Origin of the sequence: Exiguobacterium profundum, from assembly GCF_042652865.1 — a bacterium.
Classification (GTDB): domain Bacteria; phylum Bacillota; class Bacilli; order Exiguobacteriales; family Exiguobacteriaceae; genus Exiguobacterium; species Exiguobacterium profundum.
In genome coordinates, this window is the sequence record NZ_JBHSHG010000003.1 from 117153 (window position 1) to 131368 (window position 14216).

The 14216-nt window shown below is 47.0% G+C and carries 15 protein-coding genes; 7 read left to right on the forward strand and 8 right to left on the reverse strand.

The window, feature by feature from the left end; genetic code table 11:
* The first annotated feature begins 99 nt into the window (after window positions 1-99).
* Complete coding sequence (locus tag ACFO4U_RS11340) at window positions 100-1092, forward strand: 5'-3' exonuclease (RefSeq protein WP_031424353.1); 993 nt, start codon at window positions 100-102, stop codon at window positions 1090-1092.
* A 13-nt stretch (window positions 1093-1105) separates the two neighbouring features.
* Here ACFO4U_RS11340 and ACFO4U_RS11345 read toward each other — a convergent pair whose 3' ends face one another.
* On the reverse strand, window positions 1106-1909 hold the full coding sequence (locus ACFO4U_RS11345; RefSeq protein ID WP_159563312.1) for a VOC family protein: 804 nt from the start codon (window positions 1907-1909) through the stop codon (window positions 1106-1108).
* Window positions 1910-2015: 106 nt separating this feature from the next.
* Between ACFO4U_RS11345 and ACFO4U_RS11350 the strand changes: the two genes are divergently transcribed.
* Both ACFO4U_RS11350 and ACFO4U_RS11355 read left to right on the forward strand, forming a co-directional pair.
* Complete coding sequence (locus ACFO4U_RS11350; protein ID WP_015880434.1) at window positions 2016-2342, forward strand: winged helix-turn-helix transcriptional regulator; 327 nt, start codon at window positions 2016-2018, stop codon at window positions 2340-2342.
* Between the two features lie 62 nt (window positions 2343-2404).
* Window positions 2405-3412 (forward strand): S66 family peptidase, encoded by a 1008-nt coding sequence (locus ACFO4U_RS11355; RefSeq protein WP_215244267.1) that lies wholly within the window; start codon window positions 2405-2407, stop codon window positions 3410-3412.
* A 4-nt stretch (window positions 3413-3416) separates the two neighbouring features.
* Here ACFO4U_RS11355 and ACFO4U_RS11360 read toward each other — a convergent pair whose 3' ends face one another.
* Complete coding sequence (locus ACFO4U_RS11360; RefSeq protein WP_214691330.1) at window positions 3417-4607, reverse strand: helix-turn-helix domain-containing protein; 1191 nt, start codon at window positions 4605-4607, stop codon at window positions 3417-3419.
* Between the two features lie 109 nt (window positions 4608-4716).
* On the opposite strand from ACFO4U_RS11360, the gene ACFO4U_RS11365 reads away from it, so the two are divergent.
* Complete coding sequence (locus ACFO4U_RS11365; protein WP_215244266.1) at window positions 4717-5970, forward strand: MFS transporter; 1254 nt, start codon at window positions 4717-4719, stop codon at window positions 5968-5970.
* 18 nt (window positions 5971-5988) lie between these two features.
* Here the strand turns inward: ACFO4U_RS11365 and ACFO4U_RS11370 are convergent, their stop codons facing one another.
* From ACFO4U_RS11370 to ACFO4U_RS11385, 4 genes are all read right to left on the reverse strand, one after another.
* Entirely contained in the window at window positions 5989-6285 is a 297-nt protein-coding gene (locus tag ACFO4U_RS11370) for a DUF3817 domain-containing protein (protein WP_159563308.1), read from the reverse strand.
* 80 nt (window positions 6286-6365) lie between these two features.
* The gene (locus ACFO4U_RS11375; RefSeq protein WP_215244265.1) at window positions 6366-6872 is read right to left on the reverse strand and encodes a DoxX family membrane protein; all 507 of its coding nucleotides are present in this window, start codon (window positions 6870-6872) and stop codon (window positions 6366-6368) included.
* Between the two features lie 183 nt (window positions 6873-7055).
* The gene (locus ACFO4U_RS11380) at window positions 7056-7469 is read right to left on the reverse strand and encodes a pyridoxamine 5'-phosphate oxidase family protein (protein ID WP_143180203.1); all 414 of its coding nucleotides are present in this window, start codon (window positions 7467-7469) and stop codon (window positions 7056-7058) included.
* A 117-nt stretch (window positions 7470-7586) separates the two neighbouring features.
* Window positions 7587-7787 (reverse strand): cold-shock protein, encoded by a 201-nt coding sequence (locus tag ACFO4U_RS11385; RefSeq protein WP_015880427.1) that lies wholly within the window; start codon window positions 7785-7787, stop codon window positions 7587-7589.
* 261 nt (window positions 7788-8048) lie between these two features.
* Between ACFO4U_RS11385 and ACFO4U_RS11390 the strand changes: the two genes are divergently transcribed.
* Window positions 8049-9647 (forward strand): glycoside hydrolase family 55 protein, encoded by a 1599-nt coding sequence (locus tag ACFO4U_RS11390; protein WP_215244264.1) that lies wholly within the window; start codon window positions 8049-8051, stop codon window positions 9645-9647.
* Here the strand turns inward: ACFO4U_RS11390 and ACFO4U_RS11395 are convergent.
* A complete protein-coding gene (locus tag ACFO4U_RS11395; protein ID WP_159563306.1) occupies window positions 9611-10117 on the reverse strand; it encodes a flavodoxin domain-containing protein in 507 nt (168 codons plus the stop codon). The two genes, ACFO4U_RS11390 and ACFO4U_RS11395, sit on opposite strands and share 37 nt — an antisense overlap.
* A gap of 103 nt (window positions 10118-10220) precedes the next feature.
* Window positions 10221-11870: a glycoside hydrolase family 13 protein gene (locus ACFO4U_RS11400; protein WP_159563305.1), complete on the reverse strand. Its 1650-nt coding sequence runs from the start codon at window positions 11868-11870 to the stop codon at window positions 10221-10223.
* 124 nt (window positions 11871-11994) lie between these two features.
* Between ACFO4U_RS11400 and ACFO4U_RS11405 the strand changes: the two genes are divergently transcribed.
* Both ACFO4U_RS11405 and ACFO4U_RS11410 read left to right on the forward strand, forming a co-directional pair.
* Entirely contained in the window at window positions 11995-12774 is a 780-nt protein-coding gene (locus ACFO4U_RS11405) for an AraC family transcriptional regulator (protein ID WP_215244263.1), read from the forward strand.
* Between the two features lie 85 nt (window positions 12775-12859).
* Complete coding sequence (locus tag ACFO4U_RS11410; RefSeq protein WP_074035026.1) at window positions 12860-14200, forward strand: copper amine oxidase; 1341 nt, start codon at window positions 12860-12862, stop codon at window positions 14198-14200.
* The last annotated feature ends 16 nt before the right edge of the window (window positions 14201-14216 follow it).

The following is a 14216-nucleotide window of genomic DNA, read 5'->3' on the forward strand; positions in this document are numbered from 1 at the left end:
ATGTTGCTTATTTGAGTGTCACCCACTCAATGACACAACATCACCGAAACATGGCGAGATGTTCGGTTTAAACAGAAAGAAATAGAAAGAAGGTTACGCATGGAACGCAAACTATTTTTGATTGACGGTAACTCCATGCTGGCCAGTGCTTATTATGGTGCCGCCGCGAGCCGAACGAAAAAAGGACGCGAGGTATCTAAAAACGATCGGAGTGCCGTCATCGGAATGACCGGCCTCATCCGGACGATTCTACGCAGACATCGTCCGACTCATTTTGTCGTTGTTTGGGACGTCTCACGTGAAACATTATGGCGTCGAGAACTGTACCCAGGCTATAAACGTCGCAGACGTCAAACACCGCCTGAATTAAAAGCGCAGATGGAACTCATGCGCCAACTGCTTGAGGATAGTGGAATCCCACAATTCCAAGTAGAAGGGTATGAAGGGGAAGACTTGATTGCCCACATCGCCCGTAAATTCAGTTGCAGTGCCCCTGTCGTCATCATGACAAAAGACAAAGACTTGTTACAGCTTGTCAGTCCACGAATCACCGTTTGGTTACAGACACAGGAGCTTCAGCAAATGCAGGCTCGCTGTGACATTCGTGATAATCGTCCGTTGCCACTCAAGCGTCATTTAGAAATTCGACCAGAAGAGATTGCGGCGCTATACGAAGGATTGAAACCGAAGCAACTGTCAGCCGTCAAAGCGTTGACAGGAGACCGTTCTGACGGAATCCCTCCAGTTGCCGGGCTCGACGAAAGCCAATCGGTTCAACTCATCAAACGATTTGGTTCGCTCGATAAGCTGTATTCTGCCTTGAGCATCAAGGGTGAAAAACGACAACAAGTAAATGAAACGATCGCGGCACTGACGTCAGAGGAGGTGCCCCGTAACTTGAGACGAACACGCAAAAAAGCAGAGCGCAATATGGAGCTCGTTCGCCTCGATGTCACGGTGCCGGCACTTGAACATTTGAAGCTAGCTCACCTTGAGCTCAGCCTCAATCCTAAACGAGTCGAGCAAGCGTATCAAAAACGCGGACTTCGTCTCTCGTTTAACGCAGGTCAGAAGAAAACATCCGCACGTTAAAAAGAACGAACGCTCAAGCGTTCGTTCTTTTAATATGCACGGTAATCCCGTCTTCATCGGTCAACGACCATTCAGACGATGTTCCGCCTAACGCCTGGTTCGTCTCTTCATTGACGAGAAGCGTCCATGCTTCGATTCCGGTCTCCATTCCCACAGGATCGCTCGGACGGGCCCACACGTTCGTTCCGATGTGATGGTGGTAGCCATCAGCTGCTAGGAAAAGTGCGCCTGGATAAGAATCCGTCGTAATGGAGAAGCCAAGCCGATCATGATAAAAACGTTTCGCCGCCTCGATTGAGCGTACTTTAAAATGCACGTGCCCCATCGTCGTTCCGATCGGTAAACCAGTAAACGACCGATTGGCTGCCGCTTGAAGCATCGATTCATAGTCGACAGGCTCGGTCGCCATTTTCACATGGCCGTTTGCCTCGTACGTCCATTGGTCCTTCGGGCGGTCGGCATACAATTCAATCCCGTTTCCTTCTGGATCGCTCAAGTAGAAGGCTTCACTCACGAGATGGTCGCCTTGCCCCACTTCGATGCGTCGCTCAATGAGATGTGCCAACATGCTTCCTAACTCTACACGGTTCGGGAACAGAATAGCTAAATGGAACAAGCCTGCCGCCCGTGGATTGGTTTTCGCTTGCGGGACACTGTGCAAGATGACAAGCGGACGTTCCTTCGTACCGAGTGTAATGAGCTCTTCGCTCTCTTCTAAAATACTCATCCCAATCACGTCTACGTAAAATCGTGTCACCTGTTCAATGTCACGGACTCGAAGCGTTACCGGACCGAGTTCGATTTTTTCGATTTTCATATATTATCACCTCCCCTTCACTATACCCGCTCGGTCGATGTTACAGAAGTAGGCACAAAAAGGTGGTATAGTTACTTCAACGATACTATTGGAAAGGAAGAGCGACGTGACTAACATAACAAGCTGTGAAGTCGATACGGCACTCGAACTGATTACAGGAAAATGGAAACATTCCATCCTCCTCGTGTTGATCAATGGAGATACATTGCGTTTCAGTGAGTTGAAACGCGCGTTACCAAAAATCAGCCAAAAGATATTGACCGCACAACTCCGCGACTTAGAAGAACAGGATATCGTCATCCGGACCGTCTATCCAGAAGTTCCACCTCGTGTCGATTATCGCTTAAGTGAGTACGGGAAAACACTGATTCCGATTCTCGAAGCGATGAACGAATGGGGAATGCGTCATGCCGAACGGATGCGCTCTAATTAGTTGTCCACATGTGGATAACCCATTTTTCTACTGAACATATCACTTATCCACAGGAGGTTGTCATGATTCGTTATCCACAGTTAACCGGTCATCAAATTGGTGTCACCGCCCCTTCGTCAGGTATACCAGAAGAATTACACCATTTATTGCATCAAGCGGAACAGAAATTTTCCGATCGAGGGTTCACGTTGCAATTCACTCCGAATGCGTGGAAACAACGATCTGGGAAGTCCGCTCCGGCTCGAGTCCGTGCACATGAACTGACATCTCTACTTCAAGATGACAATGTCGACTTGATTGTTCCGCCCTGGGGTGGGGAACTCTTAATGGAAATCCTCGATCACATCGAGTGGCAGTCCTTGTCCGCAAAATGGATACTCGGTTATTCGGATACGAGCCTATTACTTTTTGTGTATACGCTAAAAACCGGAATCGCCTCCGCCCACGGTCCAAACTTAGTCGACTTGCGTGCCGATATGTGGGACGAGACGAGTTCACGCTGGCTCGATGTATTGTCGACGCGGACCGACGAAACGGTCATCCAACGCTCGTCCGAGAAGTTCCAAAACGAATGGCAGCATGATAATCCGACGCCACATCTGTTTCATCTGACGGAGACGACCGAATGGAAAGCGATCGGTGGTCAAAACGCAACGGGGCGCTTGCTCGGTGGATGTCTCGATGTGCTCTTACATACAATCGGGACACCGTATGGAGACGTCAAGACGTTCCAACGCGATCACCTGAACGATGAACCAATTCTTTGGTATTTTGAGAACGCTGAGCTGAACGTCCCAGCATTAAAAAGGACCCTTCTTCAAATGAAGTGGGCCGGTTGGTTTGAGCAGACGTCGGGCATTCTATTTGGACGGAGTGACGCCCCCTCTGTGCATCAAGACTATACGGTCGAAATGGTATATGAGGAGCTTCATCATATGTTAGAAGTTCCTATCTTTTTTGATATCGATTGCGGACACGTACCCCCTCAGATGACACTCGTCAATGGGGCCCACGCTTCTGTACAAGTCGAGCATGGCAAAGGAACATTGATTCAAACGTTCAAGGGCTGATTCGTCAGCCCTTGATTTGTTGTAGCAATGTCTCTAAACGTTTGCGAAACAGTCCTTGCGGGAATTCAGCTACTTGTTCTTCGATGACTGGCACCCAGTCATCCCCACATCCGTTCAATGTTCCCCTTAATAAACCTTCGTAGTAAATCGCGATATCGACTAAGCTATGTGTTTTCCACTCATCTCTGTTTTCCCATAATGCCAATAAACACTCTCTTCCCATTTCCGTTTCCCCTCGAAAAGCGTAGTACACACCTTTCGCCATCGAAATCGCTGCTATAAATGGTTCGACATCTGTCGTGAGAGATTCCATCAATTTGATGTTCTTTCCTAATAGTTTGACATGTCGATATTCCATCGCATAGAGCGCTTCAGAAAGTGCCACTTTGATTTCAGCCAAACGATCTTCCGTGAATTGAATATATTGCTTCGCCTTTTGTAACGACTCATGAATTTTCTTCTCATCGTTCAAATAGAGCGCGCAAATCGAAATGGTGCGATACACGTCGTCCGCACGGTAGTAGATTCTTGTCCGTGTCATATACTCGAGCACGTCTTCAAGCTGTCGAATTGCCCCTTCTAAATCCTCATCACAAAGAAGATTCTTAAATACAATTAACATGGCATATTCAGTTCGTGTCTTTGTTTTCATATATTTTGCATCAAGTAGTTCTATCGCTTCAATCCGTTCAATCGATTCCTCGTAGCGGTTCCACATCAATAAATAATAAGCCTGGCTAATTCGTCCCATCGCCAATTCTTCGGACTCACCTAGCTTCTCAAAAATCTCAATCGCGCGGTCATAGTAAGCTAGTACTCTCTCATTCTCGCCCTCTTGAAAGTACGTATCACCGTACAGCATATATGCTTTTCCTTGCCACACGGAGTTCATTTCTTCCTGTAAGTAAGGCTTGAGCATTTCCCGAATTTTTTGATCCGGTAGTGAAATGAGTTGCATCTCCTCAAATTCTAGCTTCTCCACCAGCGACTGTAGTTCGACCTCTTTTGGATCGGTCAATAACTGTTGCATCGAGACATCTAATCGACTGGCAAGTTCTCGTAAACTGCGCATCGATGCCTCTGCTTTTCCGTTCTCAATCATACTGAGCATCGATTTTGTGACAATCCCTTCCGCCAGCTGCGTCTGAGTCATTTTTTTCTGTTTTCGCAATGCTTTAATGCGCTCACCAATCATATGTCACCTCAAAAAGTTAAATTATATTGAACTTTATATTTACAATTCACTTCGTTGCCTTTATGATAATGTTAAATCACATTTAACTAATTTGCAAAGGAGTGTTTCTATGAAGTTTCTCTCTTCAAATCTATCAATTTTACTGCTCGGTAAATTCATGTCGTTATTCGCATCCAACTTATTTACGTTTGTGGCGGGACTCACGGTGTTGACGACGACCGGATCTGGGCTCCAATTCGCCTTCGTTCTCCTCGCAGGTACATTACCCCGTGTGCTTCTATCCCCATTCGCCGGCGCTTATGCAGACAAACTTGACCGAAAGCGAGTCATCATTAGGATGGAGTCTTTGAACGGAGGATTATTTTTACTCGCAGGTGTTGGAAGCTTACTTTGGACGTTTGAAGCACCCGCTTTTTACGTCATCACATTCTTCTTAGCGATCGTTTCCACTTTCTTATCGGTCACGTTATCAAGTTCGATTCCTCTTTTATTTGAGGAAGATGAACTGCAACGCGCCAACTCTCTCATTCAAAGTATCATCTCCATTTCAAGCATCGGCACCCCGCTTCTTGCCGGGGCCCTGTTTAAACTCATACCGATTCCTGTCTTTTTGTTCAGTTCAGCTCTATTCTTTATGATTGCCGCACTTCTCGCCTCTCGACTTAAATTTCATCAGAAAGAGGTCGCACCCACCGAACAATCGACTTGGGAAGACGTACGGTCCGGTCTGTCTTACTTGAAACAACAAAGAGTCTTGTGGACAGTTGCCGTCCTAGCTGCCTTCTTGAATTTCTTTTTCGTCGCATCGGAAGTGTTGTTCCCGATTGCAGCGTTACAGGAAGTCGGTGTGTCCCCGTTTCAATTCGGACTCCTTGAAAGCATGGTCGCCATTGGTTTTTTAGTCGCTTCCTTACTTCATGCCTTACCGTTATTCAAAATCAAACATCGCTTAGCAACGATGCGATCCGCGTTGACCATTCTTAGCGTTCTGTTCGTCGGACCCGCCATTCCATTATATTTTAACTTCAACGTCCTCACGTCAATTTTCTTTTTCGCGGTCTTCGCTTTATTGAGTGGTTTCTTGATCGTACGTGTCAACATCCCGATTCAATTGTTCCTCCAAACGAATACGGATCCGAACTATTTAGGGCGCGTCATCGGTGTGCTCGAATCACTCGCGATGGGGATTACGCCGATTGGATTTATCCTATTCGGGGTATTGAGTGATCTCGTCTCTGTTGCCCATCTCTACACCGCTTGTATGGTGGGTCTACTCATCTGCACGTTCGTCCTCACGTACCGAATACGTCATGACATTCGAGAAGAACGAGATTCAGCTCAGTCAATGGATCGCGTATCATAAAAAAAGACATCGAACGAATCAGTTCGATGTCTTCTCTGTTGACGGGAGTACCCGTTTTTCTAATAAAAATGGTCCGAATGGGATAACCGATGCCATGACAGCAAGCGTCAAAACTTTGAATCCCCAGCGCAAGCGCCATGCCATGTACATCGCCGCGAGCACATACGCAACAAATAAGAAACCATGTGCTGCACCAACGATACTGACCGCGAGTGGAATACCAGCCATATATTTCAACGGCATCGCGATGAACAGTAATAACAAGAAGGATACACCTTCTGTGTAGCCAAGCCATTTAAAATGAGTCGTAGTCATATGCGTTCTCCTTTATTTCTGTAGGCTATGTCTATCGTAGCCGAAACGTGAGAGGTTTGTCACAAGAGAACGCATAAAAGTTACGAGGCTATTTGACGATTTGGTGAACGATGCAATACTTTCGTTTCGACAAAACGGCGAAGGAACAACCCGTCGACCCCAATTTTTCCAGCGTTATGACCGGCAACTAAAATCAAGACAGATACGATCAACATCGTTGGGTTCGTACTGACTGTTCCTGATAGTAAGAACGCCATGTTCATGACGAGTCCGAAGAACGCTGCGCTACGTGTGAGGGCACCGAGCAATAATCCTAAGCCTACCAAGAATTCACCGTAAGGAATCAGGACATCGAATAGCCCGGCGTTTGGAATCGCAAAGTTTTCTAGGAATGCAGCCCACCATCCAGCAACGGCCGGATGTTCTCCAGAAGCGAGTGACACCGCATTGTTTAAGAATCCTTCTGTTCCAAAACCTCCCGTGATTTTACCCCAACCTGCCGTTAACCAATGATAACCGAGCCATACACGTAACACCGTCAAGATCGCTGTAGCGATGTTATGATTTTGCCAAAATTTCGTGAACATCATAATTCCTCCCTTTCAAGAAGTTAAATAAATGTATAATGTGATTACATTCACAATATACCATTCATGTTCACTATTTCACATATGTATTTTCCTTTGTTCATGATTCGTCCATATGTACGCCATATTCTATTCACATTCATCCACAAAAAAAGACACCTGATTTAGGTGTCTTAGAAGAGATTATAGTGTCACTTCTTGTGGTGGTTGACCTTTCTTGTTCATCACGCGCATCGATTCCGGTTCGATTTTAAGGATCACAAGCTTTGGATCGTCCGGACCATCGAACCATCCTTCAAGTTTCTCATTCCATACTTTCTCTTTCATCGATTCATCATCCGACACGGTCGCTTTACCGAGGATTTCTAAGTAAGTGTCGCCCACACCATCTCCATCGTAGCCGATTAAAATATGCGTATATGGATTCTTTTCTAGTTCTTCTACTTTATCTGTATCGTTAGAGGTTGCTGTGTAGAGTGTGAAATCATCATGGAAAAATGTCATATATCGACTGTGGGGTTTCACCTTATACACGGTCGCCATCGTCCCGACATTGCTACCCTCTAGAATTTTTAACGCTGTGTCTTTTGCACTCATTCCAAATTCCTCCTTCATGATTTGTCGCTCGTATACTGTTCCCTCAAACTATGGGATTAAACACAAAAAAACCTGCTCGCCGATGCGAGCAGGTATCATATTCCTTAGAAAGGAAGATTAGATTTTTTCAACGTTAGAAGCTTGTGGTCCACGAGCTCCGTCAGTGATTTCGAAAGTTACTTCTTGGCCTTCTTCAAGTGTTTTGAAGCCGTCGCCTTGGATTGCTGAGAAGTGTACGAATACGTCGTCTCCGCCTTCCATTTCGATGAAGCCGTAACCTTTTTCTGAGTTAAACCATTTTACTTTACCTGTGTTCATGAATGAACCCTCCTGAAATAAACGCTATGCGTTATAGTAGTGCCTTACTAGAAAAAACTTGACCAAAAAAAATACAAGCCTCTGGATTATCTAATGAAAAATAATCCCAAGCACTTGTGAATTATGATTCCAGCTATTCTTAATTAAGCACATATTGAATATAACACGACTAGATGTTTCTGTCTAGTAAATACTTCTGATTGCTAAAAAACAAGGTGAAACGGGTACATGCTAGAGAAGATGATGCTAGGAGGATTTATAATGAAAAACATTAAGGACCCACACGCAATCGCATCGATGATTGCCTCTCATTCCGATTGGTCGGAAGAAGACCTCATCCAACAAACACTTGAATGGCACCGTGCTACACGGGAAGCTTCTTACTTTGAGCAACAACAATCTATCCCGTGTCGAATCCCATTGACGGAACGGATCACCCCTGTCCGCACGTCCTTTCCGCTCGAGCAAGTCGACGGCATCGTTCGTCCCGTCTGGATGCGTCGGCTCGATGCCGAATATTTGAATTTACTGCAGACGACGAAACAATGTGTTGATGTAACGGACTATGGTGCTGTCGGAGATGGAAAAACGGATTGTACCCTCGCCTTTCGACTCGCCATCCGCTCGAACCGTCGTGTCTTTGTCCCAGCAGGCGTTTATATCGTTCGGGGGATTCGTCTACCTTCCAACTGCGTGCTCGAAGGCGCAGGACAAGACGTCACGATTCTCAAACTGTCCGATCGTGCACCGAGACATCGACGATTGTTACGAAACGCCACCCCTTTTGCAGGAAATCATCATATCGAGGTATGCCACCTGACGCTCGATTGGAATGTCGCGCGCTTAGGTGATGTGAAACGGACGACGAGCGGTGACACGACATCGAGCGCCTTGACGTTTGCCCATGTGACGTATGGATGGGTGCATCATGTGATAGCCAAAAATTCTGGGCTCCATGCGTTCGACATCACGTCTCCGCACTATCATTACTTAGGGGACGGGCTTCGCGCGGCAAACGGGAGCCGATATATCCATCTCGATCATCTCGAGGCGACGAATTATGGGGATGACGGAATCACCACACACCATAGTGATGCCATTTATATTACCAACTGCTATTGTCATCATCCTCACGGTCGAACACACGCCTTAGGGTTCTCAAACTCAAATGGGATTGAGATTGATGACGGTTCGCGGCACGTCACACTCGTTCACAATAGAACGGAAGGCTGCTTTGGAGGCATCGAAGTAAAAGCACATGGGACCTCATCTGCCGCACACGACGTTCATATCTTCGGCCATCTTTCGGTGCATGACAATCGTTCATTTAACTTCCGTCACATCGGTCATCATTTAGCAGACGATCCGAACTCAGAGACAGCCCGCTTCCTATCAGGCACAAACTTAGTGTCCGTCGAGCCGGTTCACAGTTCACTCTATACAAAATCCTCACCACGAAGCCTGGTTGTATCGGCCTATCAGGACGTCTTGATTCATGGTTTGACTGCAATCGGCGACCCGACCTACGATTACGAACAACATCCGGCACTTGCGATCCAATACAAATCGAGACGCGTTCAACTGAAACGAATCGCCGTGCGCGGGTTTACCACAGCCCGAGCCGACCTCGAACTATTTGGGGGAGATAACCGCACCGATGAAGTGACTATCGATGCCTTACGATGCCAAGAATCTGCACCTATCGCTCTAAAAATCGGTCGTCAACTCGAACACCTTGCTCTTCATCAGATTGAAGGGCAGAAAAAAAGCGGAGATGTACTCATCTCCACGAAAAGCCCGATTGATGTGCATGATTTACTCGCTCAAGGATTTTCAGACCGGGTGCGCTCAGACGTTTGAGCGGCTTCCACGAGTTGATTCAGTTTGGCATCGTCGAGTTGAAGTGAACTCTCTTTTTGTTTGGCCATCATGCGAACGATTGCTTTGTCTAAAAAGCCCATTCGTTCAAAGTCGTACCCGCTCCCGACGACCTCGACGAAATAGGCATGTTCGCGCAGCGTGTCACGATAGGCTTCTTCTAGCTCGCGAATCCGTTCCGACTCTGTCGGTGTCCCGGCACACAAATATAAAGCGAGGGGATGCTCAAGCAAGTGTGCTTCGTGAAGCGTCAACCATTCCTTCATCTCGTCTTGGATCGTGCCCATTCGAATTGAGCTCCCGACGATGACGTGATCTACCATCTCCCACGTGACGTTCGGCTCTTCTACGATATTTTGGACACGAACGTCACCCGATAGACGTTCGGCGAGTAAAGCCGCCACTTTTTCACTCGTTCCATATCTGGAAGAGTACGCGATTAAAGTACCCATGTCGTTCCCTCTTTTCATGTCAGACGTTACTTACACTATTCCCGAATCATCGAGAGAAGATACGTATGCACTTAAAAAAGCTCGCCGTCTGGCGAGCTTTTCGTCACAGTTTATACACTTGTGCTTCATAAGGACGAAGGGTGAACGCTTCTATCGGTTCCATGTTTCCGATGACACGTTCTTTCACGTCATATGGTAGCTCTCGTTGTTGTGTCTCGTCGGAGAAGTTACAGAGTACGAGCCATGTCTCACCTTCGAATGAACGTGTGAATGCATAGACCGCCTCATCTTCCGGTAACAACAGCTCATACTTTCCGTAGACGACGAGCGGGTTCGCTTTACGGAGCGCAATCAACTGACGGTAGTAATGGAAGAGTGAATTCGGATCTTTCCTTGCCGCTTCCGCATTGATGTCAACAAAGTTCGGGTTGACCTCGATCCATGGCGTCCCTGTCGTAAATCCACCATGTGCTTCGTCTGACCACTGTACCGGTGTACGTGAATTGTCACGTCCTCGCTCATGGATGCCACGGAAAATCTCGTCGTGCGTTAACAACCCTTTGGATGTGTAGTCACGGTAGGCGTTCAACGTCTCAATATCTCGGTACTGATCGATTGATTCAAACGCGACGTTCGTCATGCCGAACTCTTCTCCTTGATAAATGTAAGGCGTCCCTTTCAATAGATGAAGAAGTGTCGCGAGCATCTTCCCGGAACGAACGCGATATTCAGGCGAATCGTTTCCAAAGCGTGAGATGGCACGGGGCTGGTCATGGTTACTCCAGTACAGGCTGTTCCATCCTTCCTCTTCGAGCCCTTCTTGCCAACGCGAGAAGATTGTCTTTAACTCAGTCAACTTCCAGTCTGTCGGATTCCACTTCCCGAAGCTTCCGTTCCCGACGTCCACATGTTCAAAATGAAAGACCATGTTCAGTTCGTTGCGGTCTTCACCCGTATAAAGTTTGGCTTCCTCCACACTGACCCCTGGCATCTCCCCTACCGTGATTGTGTCGTATTTCGATAAGACTTCCCGATTCATCTCCTGCATGAATTCATGGATGCGTGGTCCGTTAAAGAAGAATGGTGTACCGTCACCGAACCCTGTTCCTTGCGTTTGACCATCTGGATAGCTTGGATTTTTTGAGATCATATTGATGACGTCCATCCGGAACCCGTCGACCCCTTTATCGAGCCAATATGTCATGAGGTCATACACTTCACGACGAAGCGTCTCGCTTTCCCAGTTCAAATCCGGTTGTTTCTTACTGAAGAGATGGAGGTAGTACTCATCGCTTGCCTCATCATACTGCCAAGCACTGCCTCCGAAGAAAGCCCCCCAGTTCGTCGGTGGCTGACCGTCCTTCCCTTTTTTCCAAATGTAATAGTCACGATATGGGCTGTCTTTTGAAGAACGCGACTCCATGAACCATTGGTGTTCGTCAGAAGAATGGTTGACGACGAGGTCCATCATGATTTTAATCCCGTGACGGTGTGCTTCTTCAAGCATCGCATCAAAGTCATCCATCGTACCAAACTCGTCCATGATGGCACGGTAATCACGAATATCGTATCCGTTATCGTCGTTCGGTGAATCGTATACCGGTGAGAGCCAGATGACGTCGATCCCGAGTTCTGCCAAATATGACATCTTCTCCGTGATTCCTTGGATGTCGCCAATCCCATCTCCGTTTGAGTCATTGAAGCTACGTGGATAAATTTGATATACGACCGCTTCTTTCCACCATTGTTTCATGTTATGTCCTCCTTGAAGTTCATTTTCCGTTTCAACGCTTTCATCGTACTGCCTCCAAGGAATCATGACCATCCATGATATGATTAAGATATGTACAATCTTGCTATAAAAAGAGGAGATTATTATGGAAATCGGCTTTTGTGGCTATTCATACCATACAACGACTTATACTTTTCCATTTGCTAATCGACTCGATACGTATCTGATTCGCTTACAAACGGCAGGAACGGCTCGGATTGTGGTCAATGGGGAAACGATGATCACACGACCTGGTGACGTATTGATTGTTCGTCCGGGTGACTTCTATGAAATGCATGTCGATACACCCGCGAGCGGAGACTATCATATCTTCTGTACCGGGCATTCAATCGAAACATGGTGGCATGCGACTCCACGGGAGCGACTATATGCCATCACTATCGATTCTCGCCTACTCTCACTATGGCAACACATTACGGAAGAAGTGCGCCGTCCACCGTCTGAACAAAGTGCCGTTTTAATTGAAACACTCGTTCAAGCACTTCTGCTCATGCTCGATCGTTCGATTCAAGATGTGCATTCCCATGCGCGACCTCCAGTCGTCTCTCGTATGATGCGCTTTATCGAAGCGCACGTAACGAGTGACTTCAAAGTGTCAGACGTCGCCGCAGCGGTTGGACTCAGCGTTTCACGGACGGTTCATCTCTTTAAAGAAGGGACCGGGATGACGATCATCGAATATGCACAATCGATTCGCTTACAGCTTGCCGAAGAGCAAATGCGCTATACAAAACATTCGTTAGAAACGATTGCAGAACTGTCTGGATTTCGAAGTTACCCATATTTCCACAGAATTTTTAAACGAAAATATGGCGTCGCACCAGGGGTTTATCGTACTCTTCAACAAAAAAACGAAAAAAAATAAAAAAAGAGTGATCCATTTTTTGAACTGCTCCGTTAGATGGGTGTAAATAACGACAACACTCACTTACGAAAAGGAGCGATTACCCATGAAGAAGAAGACGTTAAACAAAATCGTAGCACCGGCACTAGCCTTAGGACTACTCGTACCAGTCAACGCACAGGCAGCGGATCACACACCGACAGCAAGCACACCAGCAGGTGACCTTCGCGCCACACTCGATCAACTCTTATCTGAGCATTACGTGTTAGCCGTCACATCGATGATGAAAGGATATGACGAGGCGGCAGATGCTGAGGTCGCGGATCAAGCTCTCGATCAAAACGCGCTCGACATGACACCAGCCATCGCTTCCATCTACGGTGAAGAAGGCGCTGCACAATTTGAAGAAATCTTCCGTGGTCACAACGACTACTCAGCTGATTTCGTAGAAGCAGCAAAATCAGACAACCAGGAACTACGCATGGAAGCTGAAGCGGAAGTCGATGAGTTCGTAGAAGAATTCTCAACATTCCTCGACGCAGCGACGGAAGGCAACTTACCGAAGGACGCAGCAGCTGATGCACTCGAACTTCATGAAGACCAAGTCCTCTCTGTATTCGATAACTACGTCGAAGGAGATTACGAAGAAGCTTACATGACGTTCCGTGAAGGCTACAAGCACATGTTCAACATCAGTAAAGCTCTCTCGGGTGCAATCGTCACACAAATGCCTGACAAATTTACGACTGGAGCAGACACACCAGCTGTTGAACTCCGCTCAACATTGAACAGTCTTGCAGGTGAACACTTCGCCCTCGCTGCAATCGGTATGCAAAAAGGGTACGACCAAGCAGAGGACTATGACTACGTGACATGGGCAGAAGACCAGAACACACTCGACTTCAAAGCAGCCATCGCATCCGTATATGGTGACGAAGGTGCAGCACAGTTCGAGAAAGTATGGAACTCAGATCACATCACAGCACAAGGTGACATCGTTGCCGCTACACTCGAAGGTGACGAAGCGATGATTGAAGATGCGCGTATGCGCCTCGACACATTCGCTGTCGACTTCAGCACATTCCTCGATGCAGCAACAGAAGGTAACTTACCACAAGCTGCCGGTGAAGAAGCAATCAAACAGCACGAAGCGCTCGTACTCGACACATTCGATCAATATGTCGCTGGCGATGCAGAAGCGGCTTGGATGTCATTCCGTGAAGGATATGCGTTCATGTTCGGTGTTGGTGAAACACTCGGTAACGCGATCGTGACACAAATGCCTGACAAGTTCGAAGAAACAATGATGCCTGAAGAGATGCCTGAAACAGGTCTCGGTGGTGCACAAGAACAATCAATGAACACTCTCTACGCTGGATTAGCTGTACTTGGCGGAATCTTACTCGCCTTCGTAACGCTTCGCAAACGTAAAGTATCTGAACAATAATCAATAAGGAGGGAGT

Coding starts and splice junctions, on each gene's coding strand:
- ACFO4U_RS11340 (WP_031424353.1), top strand. CDS start 100: ATGGAACGCAAACTATTTTTGATTGACGGTAACTCCATGCTGGCCAGT.
- ACFO4U_RS11345 (WP_159563312.1), bottom strand. CDS start 1,909: ATGAAAATCGAAAAAATCGAACTCGGTCCGGTAACGCTTCGAGTCCGT.
- ACFO4U_RS11355 (WP_215244267.1), top strand. CDS start 2,405: ATGATTCGTTATCCACAGTTAACCGGTCATCAAATTGGTGTCACCGCC.
- ACFO4U_RS11360 (WP_214691330.1), bottom strand. CDS start 4,607: ATGATTGGTGAGCGCATTAAAGCATTGCGAAAACAGAAAAAAATGACT.
- ACFO4U_RS11365 (WP_215244266.1), top strand. CDS start 4,717: ATGAAGTTTCTCTCTTCAAATCTATCAATTTTACTGCTCGGTAAATTC.
- ACFO4U_RS11370 (WP_159563308.1), bottom strand. CDS start 6,285: ATGACTACGACTCATTTTAAATGGCTTGGCTACACAGAAGGTGTATCC.
- ACFO4U_RS11375 (WP_215244265.1), bottom strand. CDS start 6,872: ATGTTCACGAAATTTTGGCAAAATCATAACATCGCTACAGCGATCTTG.
- ACFO4U_RS11380 (WP_143180203.1), bottom strand. CDS start 7,469: ATGAGTGCAAAAGACACAGCGTTAAAAATTCTAGAGGGTAGCAATGTC.
- ACFO4U_RS11385 (WP_015880427.1), bottom strand. CDS start 7,787: ATGAACACAGGTAAAGTAAAATGGTTTAACTCAGAAAAAGGTTACGGC.
- ACFO4U_RS11390 (WP_215244264.1), top strand. CDS start 8,049: ATGAAAAACATTAAGGACCCACACGCAATCGCATCGATGATTGCCTCT.
- ACFO4U_RS11395 (WP_159563306.1), bottom strand. CDS start 10,117: ATGGGTACTTTAATCGCGTACTCTTCCAGATATGGAACGAGTGAAAAA.
- ACFO4U_RS11400 (WP_159563305.1), bottom strand. CDS start 11,870: ATGAAACAATGGTGGAAAGAAGCGGTCGTATATCAAATTTATCCACGT.
- ACFO4U_RS11405 (WP_215244263.1), top strand. CDS start 11,995: ATGGAAATCGGCTTTTGTGGCTATTCATACCATACAACGACTTATACT.
- ACFO4U_RS11410 (WP_074035026.1), top strand. CDS start 12,860: ATGAAGAAGAAGACGTTAAACAAAATCGTAGCACCGGCACTAGCCTTA.